The organism is Nonomuraea sp. NPDC049784, assembly GCF_040659615.1.
Lineage (GTDB): Bacteria > Actinomycetota > Actinomycetes > Streptosporangiales > Streptosporangiaceae > Nonomuraea.
This window is the reverse complement of record NZ_JBFAMX010000042.1, coordinates 1-16,434: the sequence shown is the minus strand read 5'-3', so window position 1 is coordinate 16,434 and position 16,434 is coordinate 1. Positions and strand designations below refer to the sequence as shown.

16 protein-coding genes and 1 pseudogene are annotated in these 16,434 nt (G+C 68.4%); 5 read left to right on the top strand and 12 right to left on the bottom strand.

Annotated features, from left to right (window positions below; all coding sequences use genetic code 11):
* Window positions 1-75: 75 nt before the first annotated feature.
* Window positions 76-1,017: an SDR family NAD(P)-dependent oxidoreductase gene (locus AB0J09_RS12815; RefSeq protein WP_360689340.1), complete on the top strand. Its 942-nt coding sequence runs from the start codon at window positions 76-78 to the stop codon at window positions 1,015-1,017.
* Here AB0J09_RS12815 and AB0J09_RS12810 read toward each other — a convergent pair.
* Window positions 1,004-1,963, bottom strand: a complete 960-nt coding sequence (locus AB0J09_RS12810; RefSeq protein ID WP_360689338.1) for an NADP-dependent oxidoreductase — start codon at window positions 1,961-1,963, stop codon at window positions 1,004-1,006. The two genes, AB0J09_RS12815 and AB0J09_RS12810, sit on opposite strands and share 14 nt — an antisense overlap.
* A gap of 96 nt (window positions 1,964-2,059) precedes the next feature.
* Between AB0J09_RS12810 and AB0J09_RS12805 the strand changes: the two genes are divergently transcribed.
* On the top strand, window positions 2,060-2,656 hold the full coding sequence (locus AB0J09_RS12805) for a helix-turn-helix domain-containing protein (RefSeq protein ID WP_360689336.1): 597 nt from the start codon (window positions 2,060-2,062) through the stop codon (window positions 2,654-2,656).
* 599 nt (window positions 2,657-3,255) lie between these two features.
* Window positions 3,256-3,840: a transposase gene (locus AB0J09_RS12800; RefSeq protein WP_360689334.1), complete on the top strand. Its 585-nt coding sequence runs from the start codon at window positions 3,256-3,258 to the stop codon at window positions 3,838-3,840.
* Here the strand turns inward: AB0J09_RS12800 and AB0J09_RS12795 are convergent.
* From AB0J09_RS12795 to AB0J09_RS12760, 8 genes and pseudogenes are all read right to left on the bottom strand, one after another.
* Window positions 3,794-4,564 carry a GolD/DthD family dehydrogenase gene (locus AB0J09_RS12795; protein ID WP_360689332.1) on the bottom strand — a complete coding sequence of 257 codons (771 nt, stop codon included), beginning with the start codon at window positions 4,562-4,564 and terminating at the stop codon, window positions 3,794-3,796. The genes AB0J09_RS12800 and AB0J09_RS12795 overlap by 47 nt on opposite strands.
* Window positions 4,564-5,133: a ribose-5-phosphate isomerase gene (locus AB0J09_RS12790; RefSeq protein WP_360689330.1), complete on the bottom strand. Its 570-nt coding sequence runs from the start codon at window positions 5,131-5,133 to the stop codon at window positions 4,564-4,566. The genes AB0J09_RS12795 and AB0J09_RS12790 overlap by 1 nt, the downstream gene beginning before the upstream one ends.
* A complete protein-coding gene (locus AB0J09_RS12785) occupies window positions 5,126-5,737 on the bottom strand; it encodes a DAK2 domain-containing protein (RefSeq protein ID WP_360689370.1) in 612 nt (203 codons plus the stop codon). The genes AB0J09_RS12790 and AB0J09_RS12785 overlap by 8 nt, the downstream gene beginning before the upstream one ends.
* A 258-nt stretch (window positions 5,738-5,995) precedes the next feature.
* Window positions 5,996-6,919: pseudogene (locus tag AB0J09_RS12780) on the bottom strand (dihydroxyacetone kinase subunit DhaK); the annotation flags it as partial.
* 67 nt (window positions 6,920-6,986) lie between these two features.
* On the bottom strand, window positions 6,987-8,009 hold the full coding sequence (locus AB0J09_RS12775; RefSeq protein ID WP_360689328.1) for an NAD(P)-dependent alcohol dehydrogenase: 1,023 nt from the start codon (window positions 8,007-8,009) through the stop codon (window positions 6,987-6,989).
* Window positions 8,010-8,034: 25 nt separating this feature from the next.
* The gene (locus AB0J09_RS12770; RefSeq protein ID WP_360689326.1) at window positions 8,035-9,087 is read right to left on the bottom strand and encodes a substrate-binding domain-containing protein; all 1,053 of its coding nucleotides are present in this window, start codon (window positions 9,085-9,087) and stop codon (window positions 8,035-8,037) included.
* 46 nt (window positions 9,088-9,133) lie between these two features.
* Complete coding sequence (locus AB0J09_RS12765; protein WP_360689324.1) at window positions 9,134-10,156, bottom strand: ABC transporter permease; 1,023 nt, start codon at window positions 10,154-10,156, stop codon at window positions 9,134-9,136.
* Window positions 10,153-11,748 carry a sugar ABC transporter ATP-binding protein gene (locus tag AB0J09_RS12760; protein WP_360689322.1) on the bottom strand — a complete coding sequence of 532 codons (1,596 nt, stop codon included), beginning with the start codon at window positions 11,746-11,748 and terminating at the stop codon, window positions 10,153-10,155. The genes AB0J09_RS12765 and AB0J09_RS12760 overlap by 4 nt, the downstream gene beginning before the upstream one ends.
* Before the next feature lie 355 nt (window positions 11,749-12,103).
* Between AB0J09_RS12760 and AB0J09_RS12755 the strand changes: the two genes are divergently transcribed.
* A complete protein-coding gene (locus AB0J09_RS12755; protein WP_360689320.1) occupies window positions 12,104-12,862 on the top strand; it encodes a DeoR/GlpR family DNA-binding transcription regulator in 759 nt (252 codons plus the stop codon).
* 256 nt (window positions 12,863-13,118) lie between these two features.
* Here the strand turns inward: AB0J09_RS12755 and AB0J09_RS12750 are convergent, their stop codons facing one another.
* Window positions 13,119-13,718 carry a hypothetical protein gene (locus tag AB0J09_RS12750; protein ID WP_360689318.1) on the bottom strand — a complete coding sequence of 200 codons (600 nt, stop codon included), beginning with the start codon at window positions 13,716-13,718 and terminating at the stop codon, window positions 13,119-13,121.
* A gap of 43 nt (window positions 13,719-13,761) precedes the next feature.
* Window positions 13,762-13,986: a hypothetical protein gene (locus tag AB0J09_RS12745; RefSeq protein WP_360689316.1), complete on the bottom strand. Its 225-nt coding sequence runs from the start codon at window positions 13,984-13,986 to the stop codon at window positions 13,762-13,764.
* Between the two features lie 74 nt (window positions 13,987-14,060).
* Here AB0J09_RS12745 and AB0J09_RS12740 point away from each other — a divergent pair, with 74 nt between their 5' ends.
* Window positions 14,061-15,173, top strand: coding sequence for an integrase core domain-containing protein (locus AB0J09_RS12740; RefSeq protein WP_360689314.1), 1,113 nt, complete (start codon window positions 14,061-14,063; stop codon window positions 15,171-15,173).
* Window positions 15,174-15,229: 56 nt separating this feature from the next.
* Here AB0J09_RS12740 and AB0J09_RS12735 read toward each other — a convergent pair whose 3' ends face one another.
* Window positions 15,230-16,225 (bottom strand): dihydrofolate reductase family protein, encoded by a 996-nt coding sequence (locus tag AB0J09_RS12735; protein ID WP_360689312.1) that lies wholly within the window; start codon window positions 16,223-16,225, stop codon window positions 15,230-15,232.
* Between the last annotated feature and the right edge of the window lie 209 nt (window positions 16,226-16,434).

Here is a 16,434-nt window from a genome sequence, read left to right as displayed (position 1 = left end):
TGACAAAGTACCGAAGGTACTTTAACGTCGTCGGCACAAGATACCTTCGGTACGTTAGTTAGTTGGGAGCCTGACATGAGCGAGAAGTGGACGACGGCGAACATTCCGGACCAGCGCGGGCGGGTGGCCGTGGTGACCGGGGCCAACACCGGACTGGGGTACGAGACCGCCAAGGCACTCGCCGAGCGCGGGGCGTCCGTGGTGCTCGCCGTGCGCAACGTCGAGAAGGGCGAGCAGGCCGCGGCCCGCATGACCGGGCACGTGAGCGTACAGGCGCTGGACCTGACCTCGCTCGACTCCGTCCGCACCGCCGCGGCGGCGCTGCGGTCCCGGCTCGACCGCATCGACCTGCTGATCAACAACGCCGGCGTGATGTACACCCCGAAGCAGACCACCCGGGACGGCTTCGAGATGCAGTTCGGCACCAACCACCTCGGCCACTTCGCGCTCACCGGGCTGCTGCTGGACCTGATGCTGCCGGTGCCCGGCTCGCGCGTGGTGACGGTCAGCAGCACCGGCCACCGCATCCGGGCCGCGATCCACTTCGACGACCTGCAGTGGGAGCGGTCGTACAGCCGGGTCGCCGCTTATGGCCAGTCCAAGCTGGCCAACCTGATGTTCACGTACGAGCTGCAGCGCCGGCTCGCCACGCACGGCACCACCGTCGCGGTGGCCGCGCACCCCGGCATGTCCAGCACCGAGCTCGCCCGCAACGCCCCCGCGGCCCTCCGGCTTCCGCTCACCTGGCTCGCGCCGCTGATCACCCAGACGCCCGCGATGGGCGCGCTGCCAACCTTGCGCGCCGCCACCGACCCCGCCGTGCTCGGCGGTCAGTACTACGGTCCCGGCGGACGCATCCAGGTCATGGGCCATCCCCGGCTGGTCACCTCCAGCCCGGAGTCCTACGAGATGGCCGTCCAGCAGCGGCTGTGGGCCGTCTCCGAAGACCTCACCGGGGTGAAGTTCCCCGTCGTTCAGCCCAGCCGGACCTCGCTCTCCTCTCCTAGAGGTCGATGACGACCTTCCCGTGCACGTGCCGCCCCGCCTGAAGCTCGACCGCGGCACGGATCTGCTCGACCGGAAAGCGTGCCGCGATCGGCACCCGGAGCCGACCCGCCGCAACCAGGCCGGCGATCTCCTCGATGGCGCCCGGGGCGGCGTTGGCGCCGTTCGCCGGCGTGATCCCGTCGACCTGGGCGGCGATGGTGGTGATGCGCTCGTCAGGCACGCCGAGTTCGCGTGCCGCCTGCGCCGTGTCCCTCCCGTGCAGGTCCATGGCCGCAGTGACGCCGGCGGGAGCCAGCGCGCGGACCCGGTCGACCAGACCATCGCCATAGGCGACCGGCTCGGCCCCCAGGGCTCGCAGGGCATCGGCCGAGGTTGCCGACCCCGTCCCGATCACTCGCGCGCCCGCGAGGCGCGCGAGCTGGACAGCGAACACGCCTACCCCGCCTCCCGCCCCGCCGATGAGCACCGTGTCGCCCGGGCCCGGGTTGACCACGGCCATGGCCGCGGCCGCCGTGCAGCCCGCAATGGCAAGGGTGGCAGCGGTGCGGTCGTCGACGCCGTCAGGGGTACGGTGCGCCTGGCCGCCCACCGCGATGGTCCCCGCCTCGTCCACGACGACGTAGTCGGCGACCGCGCGGGACAGGGCGCCGCCGAACACCCGGTCACCGGCCACGAACTCGCTCACGCCGTCACCGACCTCATCCACCACCCCGGCATAGTCGGTGCCGAACCCGCACGGCAGGCTCAAGCCGAATCGCGCGGCGGTCTGTGCATCAGAGGTCATGAACCAGTCCATCGGGTTCAGGCCGGCCGCGGTGACCCGCACGCGGATCTGCCCCGAGCCGGCGTGCGGCACGGGTACCTCGCGGACGCTCAAGGCATCCGGTCCGCCGAACGACTCGAACTGGACCGCCCGGCTCGTGGTCGCCGGCGTGGTGAGGCTCGGTTCTTTCATGCTCACCTGTCTCCTGTCGCGGCTTTTGAAGCAACGTAAACGAACTATGCTCCGTTTTCAGTGACCCAAGCTAGCACAAGTGGAGCGTGATCCGTTTTGGCCGCCGCAGAGATCCGTAGACCACGGGCGGACGCGACCCGCAACCGCGAACAGCTGCTGGCCGTGGCGACCCGCTTGTTCGCTTCGGCCGAGGCCGAGCCGTCGATGCGCGCGATCGCCAACGAAGCCGGCGTCGGCATCGCCACGCTCTACCGGCACTTTCCCACCCGCGAGGCGCTGGTCGACGCGGTCTACCGCGACCAGGTCTCGCGGCTCACCACCGGTGCCCGTGAACTACTCACCCAGCTCGACCCGCCCGCGGCGCTGCGACGCTGGATGGACCTGTTCGGGGAGTGGATCGCAACCAAGAACGGGATGCTCGACACGCTGCTCGCGATGATCGAATCGGGCGAGATCGCCCATGCCCACACCCGGACCGAGCTGCTCAGGGCCATCGACAACATCCTCGCAGCCGGCCGCACGAGCGCGGAACTCCGCGCCGACGTCCCCGCCGAAGACATCGCTGCCGCTCTCATCGGTATCTTCACCGTGGCTAGCCCGCCCGAGCACGAAGCGATGGCGGCTCGCCTGCTGGACCTCCTGATGGACGGACTCCGGCCTTGCGCTTGCGGTCAACCCAAGGCGGCTGAGTGAGAGTAAAGAGGTGGTGGGCGCGTCGGTCCGGGGACAGACGTCGACGTCTCGGTGCGCCGTCCGATGATCGCGCGGCCCGTTTCGATGTGTGTCGACGACGGGTGAATACTGACCCCCAATCGACGGGCGGGTTCTAGGGGAATTCCAGCGGTCGTCGCCTCCTCATGACTTCTCGGTCGTTGCTCGTCCCCGTTCGGCTGCCGAGAGGGCTGAGGCCTCGTCACAGCGCATAGCCGTGTCGAGAAGGGGGCAAACGGCACATAATGGTGATGGTCAAGAACATATGGTCGCTCGGTAGTTGCTCGCGTGTACGCGATACAGCACGGCATTCATCATCACTTCCCGACACGACGGCGGGGAGAATTCCGTCCACAGCGACAGAAAGTGTCACTCCGCGACACTGAGCGACACCGAGAGAACCGACTCATAATCCGTGGGTCGTGGGTTCAAGTCCCACCCGCCCTACTCTCCAATACCGCGTTTAGTGAGTAGCCGGAGGGAGTCTCACCCCCCGGCTCTCTCAGAACCGTGCGTGATCGTCTCCGATCACACGGCTCCCATCGTCTAGTCGTTCGCGGTTACGGCTTGACGAGCTTCCAATGGGCAAAGAGCCCGGGATACAGCCTGGCGTGGCTGTGCGCCTGCCGATAATTACGTCCGCCCAGGTCACGACCTTGTTGGGCTACACGTGGCGTGCGCCACCTCCGGCCACCAGGAGAAGGAACACGTGCGGCATGATGATCGGCCATGCTCCTTCGCCTGGCCTACCTGACCGTCACGAACACTTTCGCCGCCGTCGTGGTGTGGTGCTCGCCACCGTGCTGCCCGTCGCCAGCGACCGAACGGTGTGCGAGACGTTCGCCGCGGCACTCACCGACGAGGAGTGGTCCTTGATCGAGCCTCACTTGCCGCTGGGCGAGCGAGGCCCGATCCCGGATCTGCGGCGGCAGTTCACCGCGGTGATGTGGCGGTTTCGTGCTGGCAGCCCGTGGCGGGACCTGCCCGCCGCCGAGTACGGGCCCTGGTCCACCGTCTATGACAGGTTCCGGCTCGATGAGCAAACCACGGTCGATGGGAGGGCCGTCAGGAGCCGGGGATCGCATGGGCGGCCACCCCACCCCGGTCACGGCGACATGATCAGCGGATCGTGTAGCCGCCGTCCACCAGGATGTCCGCCCCGTTGATCATGTTGGCACCGTCCGAGGCGAGGAACAGGGCGGCCGCGGCGATCTCCTCAGGGTAGGCGAAGCGGCCCGTTGGAATCTGCGCCTTGAGTGCGTCGCCCTTGGGTCCCTCCCATGCCTTGCGTCCCAGGTCGGTGAGGACGACGGTGGGAGAGATCGTGTTGACCGTCACCCCGCGCCCGGCCCATTCGGACGCGAGCACCTTCGACAGCCCGACTACGCCGAACTTCGAGGCGCAGTAGGCGACGTGCTGGTCCAGCGCGACCGTGGCCGCCTGCGAGGCCAGGTTGATGATCTTGCCGCCGCCGGCGGCCAGCATGTGCTTCCCGGCCTCCTGGCACACCAGGAACGTGCCCTTGAGGTTGATGTCGATCGTCCTGTCGAACGCGCTGACATCCAGATCCTCGGCAGGGGCCAGGATCGCGACGCCCGCGCTGTTCACCAGGACGTCGATGCGGCCGTAGGCGTCCAGGACCGCGCCGACCGCCGCGCGTACATCACCGGGATCGGACACGTCGCACCGGAACCCGGTGCTGTCCCCGGCGAGTTCCCGCGCCTTGGCCTCGGCCGCCGCGCGGTCGATGTCGACCACGGCGACCTTCGCACCCTTCACCGCATACGTCGCGGCGATGGCGGCGCCGATCCCCGACGCCCCGCCGGTCACCAGCGCCACCTTGCCGCCCAGCCCGAAGGTGAGGTCGGGCACCTGCTCCGTTGCCGTCATCAGCTCTGCTCCTTGCCATCGATCCGCTGCCCGTCGTCCGCACCCATGAGGGTGGCGCGCACGAGTTCCTCTCCCTGCCGGAGCGTCTCGGCCTGGTCGGCCAGGTCGTGCCCCGCCTCGTAGCTCAGCAGGGTCCGTACCTTGGCCGCCGATCTGGAGTTCAGGTCGAAGTGGTAGTCGAGCCACTCGCTCGCCAGGCGGCGCGCCAGTTCCAGGCCGACGACCCGCTGCCCGAAGCAGAGGATCTGTGCGTTGTTGCTGAGCACCGACCGTTCCACGGAGAAACTGTCGTGCGCCGTCACCGCGCGGATGCCGGGCACCTTGTTGGCGCTGATGGCCACCCCCAGCCCGGTGCCGCACACCAGCAGCGCACGATCGGCCTCACCGGCGGCGACCATGCGGGCCGCCATGACCGCGATGTGCGGGTACGGTGTCGTCTCCTCGGCTCCGACCCCGATGTCGACGACCTTCGCCACGCGGGCGTCGTTTTCCAGGTCGGCCTTCAGGACGCTCTTGTACTCCAAGCCGGCGTCGTCGGAGCCGACGATGATCCGCCATTTGTCAGTCATGTCCCCCCAATTCCTTCCTGTCGTTCAGCACGTCTCCGACGGCGCGGGCGCACAGCCCGAACGACGTCGCGCCCGCGTCAGGCGTGCCCACGCTACGGTCGGCGAGCGGCCGTGCCCGGCCGACCAAGGGCCGTAGGTCCGCGGTGGCCCTGGCCGCGCTCTCGCAGACCTCCACGGCCTCCCGCCAGGCGTCCGCAAGCGCAGCCCCGGATCTGACGTGCTCGGTCAGGGCCTCGCTGAATGGGACGAACGCATCGACCATCGTCTTGTCGCCCGGTCGCGCCTTGCCGAGCAGGCGCAGTGCTTGGAGCCCGGCCTCGACAGCGTCCGCGATGTCGAGGGGCGAGATGTCCTCTCGGTCGTCGCCCAGGTGTCGTCCGATGGCGCACAGCGTGGCGCCCCAGAGCACCCCTGACGTGCCGCCCGCCTTGGCGCCCCACGCGTCGCCCGCCGCGGTCAGGACCGACTGGGCGCCTGCCCCGGCCGCGGCCGCGTCGCGCGCCGCGGCGAGGGCGGCGGACGAGCCCTTGACCATCCCGCGCCCGTGGTCGCCGTCACCGGCGACGGCGTCGATGCGCCCCAGCTCGGCCTCGGCTTCGGCCATCGCCACCGCGACGGCCTCCAGCGCTGAAACGATCACCTGGCCGCAGGCGCGGGAACCGGGCGAACTCGGGGCGATGGCGGCCGTCTCCTGTGCCTGAACGACCGGCCCTCGTGGGCGCGCCGCGCGCCGGATCGGCGTCTCACCCCACCGCTCGCCCTGGTCCTGCGGCGCATCTGGCAGGTCCCGCGCATCGGCCGCGTGCCCGGCGGGCGCCGCGCCCCGAGATGCCACCTGGCCCCTGCGGTATGCGGGCGTGTCGGCCGGGGCGCACCACAAGCTCTCCAGTTCCTCGTCCAGGTAGACGACCGTCAGGGAGCAGCCCGCCATGTCCAGGCTGGTGACGAGTTCGCCAACCTCCGGGGCCACGACATCCAGTCCCTCCTCCGCCAGCAGCCGGGCCACGGTCCGCCAGACGACGAAGAGCTCCTCGTACTTCGTGGTCCCGAGCCCGTTGAGTATCGCGGTCACCCGGCCACCGGCGTCGGCGGGCCGTTCCGCCAGGACCCCGGACACCAGTCTGCGTGCCAGCTCCGCCGCTCGCGGGAGCGTGTCCTCGCCCACCCCGGGTTCACCGTGGATGCCCAGGCCGACGCCCATCCGCCCACGGGCGACGGTGAACAGCGGCGCGGTCCCGCCCGGCATAGTGCAGCCGTCGAAGGCCACCCCCAGCGTGCGGGTCCGGTCGTTGGCGTGGCGCGCGACCCGCTAGACCGCGTCGAGGTCGTAGCCCGCCTCCGCGGCGGCGCCCGCGATCTTGAACACCACGAAGTCCCCCGCGATCCCACGGCGCTTGCTGATCTCGGACTCCGGCGCGCTGGCGATGTCGTCGGTGACGAACACGACGCGGGTGTCGATGCCCTCCTGACACAACCGCTGCTGGGCGAGGGTGAAGTTCATGACGTCGCCGGCGTAGTTGCCGGTGGAGAACAGCAGCCCCGCGGTGCCGGCGGCGGCCCTGCCCACCGAGTACGCGTCCTGCGCCGACGGCGAGGTGAAGATGTTGCCCACCACGGCCCCGTCGGCGAACCCGGGCCCGACCACCCCGCAGAAGGCCGGGTAGTGCCCCGAGCCGCCGCCGACCACGACCGCGACCTTGCCCGGCGGGGTCTCGGAGGCGCGTACGACGCCGCCGGGCACGCCCGCGACCCTGTCCCGGTGTACGTCCAGGAACCCGGCGAGCATGTCCTCGGTGAAGGTGCTGGGATCGTCGTACAGACGAGTCATGATCGTTGTCCCTCCAGTCGGGCGGTCAGCACTGCGGATTGATCATCGACTTGACCGCGAGCGGGTCATGCTCGGCGGCCAGCAGTGCCGTCTCGGACTCCGCCAGTGTGAAGTGGCCGGTGACGAGGGCGTCCACGTCGACCAGCCCCGAGGCGGCCAGCGCGATGGCCGTGGGCCAGGTGTTCGCGTACCGGAACGTGCCCGTGATCTCGATCTCGCGGCTCTGGATGTGAGTGAGCGGCAGTGGCAGCCCGTCGTCGCCCATCCCGACGAGGACCGCACGGCCCGCCCTGGCCAGCGTACGCAGCGCCGTGGCCGTGGCACCCGGGTGACCCGAGCACTCCAGCAGCACGGTGGGCTCGAACCCCGCCTCGTCCAATGGGGTGCACGTGACGTCGATGGTCGCGCTCGCGCCCAGGTCCGCGGCCAGCTTGAGCCGGTGGGGGTTGAGGTCGGCGACCACGATCTCGGTGGCGCCGAACGCACGGGCGCACTGCGTGGCCACCAGCCCGACCGGGCCGGCGCCGGTGATCAGGACGCGGCTGCCCGCGCCCACCCGGCCCTTGCGCCCCGCCCAGACCCCGACCGACAGCGGCTCCAGCAACGCCGCCGCGTCGTCCGAGATCGAGTCGGGCACGGGGTGGGCGAAGGCCGCGTGCACGGCGACGTATCCGGCGAGGGAACCGTCGATGGGCGGCGTGGCGAAGAACCGCATGCCAGGGCACAGGTTGTAGCGCCCGGCCAGGCACTCGGGGCAGGTCAGGTCGGGCACTCCGGGCTCGATGGACACACGCTGTCCGATCCGGGAGGCGTCCACGCCGCGTCCCACGGCGGTGACGACGCCCCCGGACTCGTGCCCGAGCACCATGGGCTGCTCGACCACGAAGTCGCCGATGCGGCCATGCTGGTAGTAGTGGACGTCGGAGCCGCAGACGCCCACCGCGTTGACCTGCACCAGCACCTCGCCCGGCCCGGGCTCGGGCACGGGGCGCTCCTCGATCTGTAGGTGCCGGACTCCGCGCAGGACAGCTGCCTGCATCGTGCTCATGGGGTTCTCCTCGGCTGGGTACGGCCTAACCGGCCGACTTCTCGTTGGCGATGTCTCCGGTCTTGAGGTTCGCCTCGATCAGCGCGGGCAGTCCGGCGAGGAACTGGTCCCGCTTCGTGACGACGTGCTCCATGTAGGTGTCCACGTTGTCCGGGGTGACCTTCGGCATCAGGTAGACCGGGTTCTTGTTCACGTTCTCGCCGCGGGCGATCTTGGCTGCCACGGCCAGGCCGGTGGACAGCTCGACGGTCCCGTGCTGCAGGTTGGTGCCGATGAAGTCGCCGCTCTTGACCGCGTTCAGCCCGTCCTCGATGCCGTCCACGCCGACAATCGGGATCTTCACGCCGGCCTCGCGTGTGGCCTGCAGGGCGCCCAAGCCCATGTCGTCGTTCTCCGCGACGATGCCGTTGATCTGGCCGCCAAAGCTGGACAACCAGTTCTTCATCTTGTTGACGGCCTCATCCCGCTTCCAGTTGGCGGTGTCCTTGGCGAGTATCTTGATGTCGGGGTTCTTGGCCAATACGTTCTGGATGCCCTTGGTGCGGTCCAGCTCTCCCGACTGTCCCAGGGGTCCCTGCAGGACGACGATGTTGCCCTTGCCGCCGAGCTTGTCGGCCATCATCTGCATCTCCTGCTCGCCGGCCTTGACGTCGTCGGGCAGTACGGTGCCGGCCAGTTCCTTGCTGTCGAGCCCAGCGTTTACGGCGAGGAACGGGATCTTCTTCGCCTTGGCCGCGGTCACCTGCGGACCGAGGGAGTCGGCCTGGACAGGGACGACCATGATGGCGTCCACACCCGCGTTGATGAACTGGTCCACCTGGTTCGCCTGCGTGCTCACGTCCAGGTTGGCCGAGTTCCACAGGACCTCGATGTTGTTGGCTTTGGCGTAGGCGTCGATGCCGGCCTTGCCCGCAGTGATGAAGGACGACATGTCGTAGACGCTGATGCCGACGCGAAGGCTGCCTCCCTTGGCTCCGCCGTCTTGGTTGGCGGGATCGCCGGCGCCGCAGGCCGAGGTGGCCAGCACGGTCGCGCCCACCGCGGCGAGGGCGATGGCACGCAGGTTTTTCATGCGCATGGAAACTCCAGTGGAACGGAGGGCTGGGTGAGTGAAAGCGGGGCCGTCAGCCCCTGCGTTTGGCGGACCAGACGTCCACGGTGACGGCGGCGACGATGAGCGCCCCCTTGATCACGCTCTGCCAGTACGCGGGCACCACGAGGATGTCCAGGCCGTTGTTGAGCGTCTGGATGAGGAACAGGCCGAGCGCCGTGCCCAGGACGCTGCCTCGGCCCCCGAGCAGGCTGGCCCCGCCTATGACGACGGCGGCGATGGCGTCCAGCTCGTAACCCTGGCCCAGGTTGGGCGGACCGGAGATGACGCGGGAGGCGAGCATCACGCCGGACAGCCCGGCGAGCAGGCCGCTGAGGGCGTACACGCTGAACAGGATTCGGGTGGTCTTGACGCCGGCGATCTGCGCCGCGACGGGGTTACCGCCCACGGCGTAGACGCGCATCCCGTACGACGTCCTTCGCATGATCAGGGCCAGGCCGACGATGCCGACGATCATCACCAGGACGGGGATCTGCAGGCCGAGAATCTCGTTGTTCGCGATCTCGCCGAAGTTCTGCGGGAGGCCGTTGATCGGGGCGCCCTGGCCCACGACGTAGGCCAGACCGGAGGCCGTGGTCAACATGCCCAGGGTGGCGATGAAGGGTGGCACGTTAACCCTGGACACGAGGAAGCCGTTGATCGCCCCCGCAACGAGCCCGACGAGTAGGGCGACCAGGACGGACAACCAGAGCCGATCCGGCTGGCCCTTCACGGTCGCGGCGGCGGACATCGCGCTGAGCGCGATGACGCTGCCCACGGACAGGTCGATGCCCCCGGTGAGGATGACCAGGGTCTGGCCCAGCGCGATGAGGGCGAAGGGGGCCGCAGCGATGGCGATCGTCTGCACGTTGTCGAACGTCGAGAAACGTGCGCTCCGGTAGCTGAAATAGGCGATGATCAGCAGCATCACAACCACCATGGAGTGGCGGATCAGCTGGTCTCGGATCCAGGGTCCGGACAAACGCCAGGTCAGGAGCCGCGCGGCCGTTCCGCCCGGGCCTGTACGCTCCGGGGCTGACTCCTGCGTGATGGTCATCGGCCCTCCTCTTCTGTGACGAGCGGGGTGTGCTGGGGTGAGGGGGCAGTGGCCCCGTTCTGCGGGCTCAGGCCCGCGGCTCCGTTCTGCGGGCTCAGGCCCGCGGCGAGCCGGAAGATCGCGTCCTGAGCATGGGGCGAGGACAGCTGCTCGCGGGTCAGCTCGCCCGCGACCGCCCCTCCGCGCATGACAAGCGCGCGGTGTGAGAGCGAGAGGATCTCGGGCATGTCGGAGGAGGCCATGACCACGGCCATTCCCGAGGCCGCCAGCTCGGTGATGATGCGGTAGATCTCGCTGCGGGCGCCGACGTCGACGCCGCGCGTGGGCTCGTCGAGCAGTAGCACGTTCACGCTGTCGGTCAGCCAGCGCGCCAGCACCACCTTCTGCTGGTTGCCACCGGAGAGCGTGCCAACCTGCTGGGACAGCCCTCGGCTGCGCAGCTTGACCGAGTCCATCGCCTCGCCGACCTTCTTGGCGCGGTTGCGCTGGCGCAACCAGCCGCCGAGGGTGAACTGCGACAGCCGGGGCAGGGAGCCGTTGTCCAGCACGTTCATGGACAGGACGGCGCCCGCGCCCTTGCGGTCCTCCGGGACGAGCGCCATGCCGCGGGTGATCGCGGCGGCGGGCGAGTTGCGCCTGACCGGCTTGCCGGCGACGGTGATGGTCCCCGCGGCGCTCTTGCGCACGCCGAAGATCGCTTCAAGCAGCTCGGTACGCCCGGCGCCCACAAGCCCGGCCAGCCCGAGGATCTCCCCGCGCCGCACGGTCAGCTCCACCGGATTCGGATAGCCGGTGACATGCAGCCCGCTGACGTGCAGCGCGACGTCGTCGCCGTGAGGGCGCGGCTCGGGGAAGAAGTCCTGCAGCTCGCGGCCGATCATCGCGTGCACGATCTCGTCGTCGCTGACCTCGCCGATCGGCCGGTCCATGACGAGCCCGCCGTCCCGCAACACGACCACCCGGTCGGCCAGGGCGCGGATCTCCTCCATCTTGTGGGTGGTGTAGAGCATGGCCACGCCCTGTCCGCGTAGCTTGTCCACCACAGCGAACAGACGCTCGACCTCGCGCTCGGAGATGGCGGAGCTGGGCTCGTCCAGCAGCAGGACCCGCGCTCCGCCGCTCGTGCTCTTGGCGATCTCGACCAGTTGCCGCAGCCCGACCGGCAGTCGCCGCATCGTGGCCTGCGGGTCGATTTCCACGCCGAAGACGTCGAGAATCTCGCGTGCCTTGCGCGCCATCGCGCGCCGGTCGAGCAGCCCGGCCCTGGTACGCAGCTCCCGCCCGATGAACAGGTTTTCGTACACCTTCATGTCCATAATCGGCGCGAGCTCCTGCGGGATGATCGCCACCCCGTGAGAGTGCGCCGCCTGCGGGTCCGCCTGGGGCAGTGGCTCGCCGCCGACGAGGACCTGGCCCTGGTCCGGCTTGACCTGACCGGAGGCGATCTTCATCATCGTCGACTTGCCGGCGCCGTTCTCCCCGGCCAGCGCGGTCACGGAGCCCGCACGGAGTGCCAGGGAGACGTCCTTCAGCACGGGCACGCCGCCGAACGTCTTGGCCAGCATCCTGCACTCCAAAGCGACATCATCCATGACTGATCTCCAGACCCTGCTCAGGCGGCTCGGCACGCTAGGGACCCGCTCCAGAGGGCGTGGCGGTCAGTCGGGCCGACCCTCGCCCTCCGTGGCTCGTGTTTGTTTACTCGTGTGAACATCACACGAAACGACACCTCAGTGTCAAGAGGCTGTTACCTCTTCGATACCTGACCTCGGAAGCTACCCGCGGCCTGGATCATCGTGCTGGCTAGGTAAAACCGGCGGTTCGGGTGTCTTGAACTTGCGAGGCGCATCATCTATCGTCACTCGCCAGTAGGCGGACGTTGTCTCCAGCCGAGATTGCTTGTGTGACAGTTGACAAGATTGAACAGTGTGGGAGAGCGGAGACGGCATGGTCGTCCGAAGCAGCGTGAACCTCGAGAGCAGACGCCAGGCGCTGGCCGAGCTGCTGTCGTCCAGCGGCAGCCTGCGCATTGAGGACCTGGCCGCCCGATTCGAGGTCAGCACCATGACGATCCGCCGGGATCTGCAGGCTCTGGAGGATGAAGGCCTGGTCCGCCGCGTGCGGGGCGGTGCGATCAGCTCGGCGCAGCCGTTCGAGGCGCGCAAGACTCGCGCGGGCCGGGCGAAAGAGGAAATCGCGCGCAAGCTGATGAGCCTGGTACCGTCGGGCGGCGTGGGGATCTGCATGGACGCCTCGTCCACGCTCTCCGTATTGGCCGGCTCGATGCCACCGGCGGAGAACCTGTCGGTCGTCACCGACGGCATCGAGACCTTCCTCACCCTGACCCGCAACCCCCGGCTGCACGCCTACCTGACGGGAGGGCAGAAGGACCCCAACGCGGGCAGCCTCATCGGCCCGGTCGCGTCACTGGCGCTGAAGCAGTTCTCGTTCGCGCGGGCGTTCCTGTCCGCGGCGGCGGTGGACCCGCACTTCGGCACCAGCGAGTTCAGCGCCGAGGAGTGCGAGATCAAGCGGCTCATGGCGGAGTTGTCCGACCATGTCGTGATGGCCGTGGACTCGCAGAAGCTCGGGACGGGGGCAGCGGCGCGGTGCCTACCGTGGGACGGGATCGACCTGATGGTCACGGAGCTCAATGTGTCCGATGACCGGCTGGACCCGTACCGGGACCATGTCGAGCTCCTCTGAACTTCGCCGTCTTCTGAATGGCGCCTTCTTCTGAGCCACCCAGGTTTCAGGAAGTCTGCGCCTGCCGAAAACTTCATCCATGCAGTTCAAGCTGCAACCCGTACACCGCGCAAATCCTGCGAGCCGCGGGAACCACCATCTCCTCACGGAACTGATCCACGGCGACCCGCGCCGCCGCTCCCCCGTTCTGCGCCGCGACCAACTGGTGACCATGGTCCTGGGCGGCTTTCGCGGGCGGCTTTCGGATGTGGGGCGATCAGCCCGTGAGGGGGCCGGGTCCGGCGCTCAGGAGATGCGAGTCGTCTTCCGCCGTCCTGCGGAATTTCGTGCCGTCCCACCTGTAGGTCTGGCTGACGGTCAGATCCGGGCAGCAGTTGGGGGCTCGCTCGCTGACCACCTTGCCGCGCAGATGTACGAGCCCGCCGCGGATCGCGACCTTCAGGGACTTGAAGTAGCGGTCCTTGCCCAGTTTCCCGAGCAGGTGGGGGACCGATGGCTTGGCGGCTCCGTCGTACACGAAGGCGATCAAGGGGTTGCTCGACGTCGGGCTCGGGCACGACGACACGACAATGGTCTCGCGCCGTCCGTCACGGGTGATGTCGCCGACCGCTGCGACCCGGGCGCGTACGACGTACCAGTGGTCGTTTGGTCTCGGTTTGAGGCAGTTCAGCTCTGGCTCCACCACTGAGGCCCAGTCGATCTGGTCGGCCTGACCCGCGAGGCTGGCAGTGGTCGCGTCGGCGACACGTGCGCCCAGGACCGTTGTCAGGGCGGCGGCGGCCAGGGCGACAGCGCTCGCCCGAGCTCCGGATCGGCGGGCTCGCCGGCGGCTCGTGTGCTCAGTGGTTGAGTCCATGACCACTCAGACGCGCGGAATCTCGGAGAAGTTGTGGACTCGTTCATCCGGCTGACTGGGCGACGCGTGATCGGAGCCGGTGGAAGATCTCGCCGAGCTGGGCCACCTCATCGTCGGTGAGCGCGTCAAAAACCAGGTGCCGTACGGCGCGTACATGGGCGGTCGCGGCGCGCTCGATGGTCGCCCGCCCTGTCTCGGTGATGCGGACGAAAGCGCCGCGGCCGTCGTCGGGGCATCCCTGCCGGGACACCAGGTCTCGCTTCTCCATCCGGGCGACGTGGTGGGAGACCCGGCTGCGTGCTGGGTGCGAAATTCCTTGGCCGTAGTGGTTGACCTGTGGCTATGCGGCTCAAGTACGGTGTGCTCTGGGGCATCCTGCAGGGGGTGTGGTGGTCTTCGCTCTATGTAATCCTCGGACGCGTCTTGCAACTACTGGTCCTGCTCGGCCGTGACGACTGCAGCAAGGATGTTGAGATCGTGGTGCTGCGTCATCAGGTTGCCGTGTTGCGCCGTCAGGTGAACCGGCCCGATCTCCACCCGCAAGACCGAGTGATGCTCGCTGCGCTGTCGCGCCTGCTCCCGAGAGCTTCGTGGCCGGTCTTCTTCGTGACGCCGTCGACGTTGCTGCGCTGGCATCGTGACCTGGGGGCGCGCCGGTGGACCTACCCGCCCAAGCGTCCTGGCCGTCCTCCCACACGAGCACCGATCCGGGAGGCGGTGCTGCGTCTGGCCCGGGAGAATCCCTTGTGGGGCTATCGGCGCATCAGCGGCGAGCTCGCCGGCGTCGGCATCACGGTGCCGCCCAGCACGGTTCGCGACATCCTCAAACGAGCCGGCCTCGAACCGGCACCACGCCGCACCGGACCGACCTGGAGTCAATTCCTCCAGACGCAGGCAGGCGGCATCTGGGCATGCGATCTGTTCCACGTCGACACCGTCTTCCTGAGGCGGCTCTACGTGCTGTTCTTCATCGAGCACGCCACCCGGGCCGTGCACGTCATGGGAGTCACCGCGCATCCGACCAGCGCCTGGGTCGCGCAGCAGGCGCGCAACCTGCTCATCAAGCTGGGGCAACGGTCTGAGACTCTGCGGTTCGTCGTCCGCGACCGCGACGCGAAGTTCACCGCGACCTTCGATGAGGTCTTCGCCTCACTCGGCATCCGCATCATCAAGACGCCGATTCGCGCGCCTCGCGCGAACGCGATCGCCGAACGCTGGATCGGAACCGCCCGGCGCGAATGCACCGACCGACTCCTGATCTACGGCGAAACTCACCTCCGCCAGGTGCTGGCGGAGTATCAGCGACATTACAACAGCCATCGTCCGCACCGGTCACGAGATCGACAACCACCGCTACCGGCTGTGGTATCGGCACCCAACGATCTCGACCAGCTCCGCCTGGAGCGTCGCGAAGTACTGGACGGACTGATCAACCAGTATCAGCAAGCGGCCTGACCAGGCTTGCATACGCCCAGGTAATTCCACGAATCGTAGTTTCCGCACCCAACAGGTTATCGACGGACGTCGTACCGCAGATGGGTGACCCGATCGCCTTGAACGATCTCCGGGTTGCCGAGCAGTGCGGGTGGACCGTCGTAGGCGCCGAAGAACCGTACGCCCTTGCCGAACACCACCGGGACCAGGTCGACCTGGAGTTCGTCCACCAGTCCGGCGGCCAGGGCCTGACCCAGCAGGTCACCGCCGGTCAGCGACACGTCCTTGTCCCCGGCGGCGGCCTTGGCCTGGGCAATCGCGCTCGCCAGGCCGTCGGTGACGAACGTGAACGGCGCGTCAGGGAACGGCCAGCCCGTCGGCTGCGTGTGAGTCACCACGAAAACGGCTTCGCCGGCCGCGGGGCGGCCGTTCCAGCCGTTGGTGAGGTCGAACAGGCGACGGCCGATCACCGCCGTTCCGATCCGCGACCAGGTTTCCTCCATGTACGCGGCGCTGGCGGCCGAAACATGGAAGACCCGCTCTGGGTCGCCGCCATTGAAGGCAACCTCTCCGTTGTTGTACCAGTCGAACAACGGACCCACCCGATCCGACTCATCGGCGATGAACGCGTCCAACGACACCGTCGCGCTCGCGATGACCTTGCCCATGATCCGTGATTTCCCTTCAAAGACCCGTTTTGCCTGGGACGTCGGAGCCGGCACCCCGGACCGGACATCGAACCGACGAAGCTGCCGTCTCTTCTGCAGGTCCGGACGCCGCAAGGTACGTCCAGACAGGACGGGCAGGACCGCTGACGGCATTCGACGCTCGTCTCCTCCCAACTCAACTGGCCAGCGCCGTTGGCGCCGTTGGGTGAAGGCCCGCAGACAGTCATTCGAGGAACAGCCCGCGGTTTTCTCCAGGAACCGGCGCATCGTCGTCGCCGGCATTCCAGTGACCGCCTCTATGGCGCCGAAGACGCCCTCCGGTTCGGTCAATGTGCCGTTCCTCGATCGCTCGAACACGTTGCGGACGCACGCCATGTACATGGGGTCGGCGCCTGCCGTGACCATGTTGTCTTGAACTCCTCCCCGGCCTGAAGGCCGGAGATTCTCCCGTCGCGCCGCGGTTAAGCGGCGCGCGGGGGTTGACGCTTCGCAGACCGGGCAGCCCCGAGGTCTCCACGCCCTGACACCGGCATTCCGACGGCGTTCTTGATATTGATCGCGGCGTTGGTGTCGGCATGCCCGACCCAACCGCACGCGGGGTTGGCGCAGGCGTA

Bases quoted from the DNA above. Each gene is read 5' to 3' on its own strand.
- AB0J09_RS12815 (WP_360689340.1), top strand. From the start codon at position 76: ATGAGCGAGAAGTGGACGACGGCGAACATTCCGGACCAGCGCGGGCGG.
- AB0J09_RS12810 (WP_360689338.1), bottom strand. From the start codon at position 1,963: ATGAAAGAACCGAGCCTCACCACGCCGGCGACCACGAGCCGGGCGGTC.
- AB0J09_RS12800 (WP_360689334.1), top strand. From the start codon at position 3,256: ATGGGCAAAGAGCCCGGGATACAGCCTGGCGTGGCTGTGCGCCTGCCG.
- AB0J09_RS12795 (WP_360689332.1), bottom strand. From the start codon at position 4,564: ATGACGGCAACGGAGCAGGTGCCCGACCTCACCTTCGGGCTGGGCGGC.
- AB0J09_RS12790 (WP_360689330.1), bottom strand. From the start codon at position 5,133: ATGACTGACAAATGGCGGATCATCGTCGGCTCCGACGACGCCGGCTTG.
- AB0J09_RS12785 (WP_360689370.1), bottom strand. From the start codon at position 5,737: ATGGCCGAAGCCGAGGCCGAGCTGGGGCGCATCGACGCCGTCGCCGGT.
- AB0J09_RS12775 (WP_360689328.1), bottom strand. From the start codon at position 8,009: ATGAGCACGATGCAGGCAGCTGTCCTGCGCGGAGTCCGGCACCTACAG.
- AB0J09_RS12770 (WP_360689326.1), bottom strand. From the start codon at position 9,087: ATGCGCATGAAAAACCTGCGTGCCATCGCCCTCGCCGCGGTGGGCGCG.
- AB0J09_RS12765 (WP_360689324.1), bottom strand. From the start codon at position 10,156: ATGACCATCACGCAGGAGTCAGCCCCGGAGCGTACAGGCCCGGGCGGA.
- AB0J09_RS12760 (WP_360689322.1), bottom strand. From the start codon at position 11,748: ATGGATGATGTCGCTTTGGAGTGCAGGATGCTGGCCAAGACGTTCGGC.
- AB0J09_RS12755 (WP_360689320.1), top strand. From the start codon at position 12,104: ATGGTCGTCCGAAGCAGCGTGAACCTCGAGAGCAGACGCCAGGCGCTG.
- AB0J09_RS12750 (WP_360689318.1), bottom strand. From the start codon at position 13,718: ATGGACTCAACCACTGAGCACACGAGCCGCCGGCGAGCCCGCCGATCC.
- AB0J09_RS12745 (WP_360689316.1), bottom strand. From the start codon at position 13,986: ATGGAGAAGCGAGACCTGGTGTCCCGGCAGGGATGCCCCGACGACGGC.
- AB0J09_RS12740 (WP_360689314.1), top strand. From the start codon at position 14,061: ATGCGGCTCAAGTACGGTGTGCTCTGGGGCATCCTGCAGGGGGTGTGG.
- AB0J09_RS12735 (WP_360689312.1), bottom strand. From the start codon at position 16,225: ATGGTCACGGCAGGCGCCGACCCCATGTACATGGCGTGCGTCCGCAAC.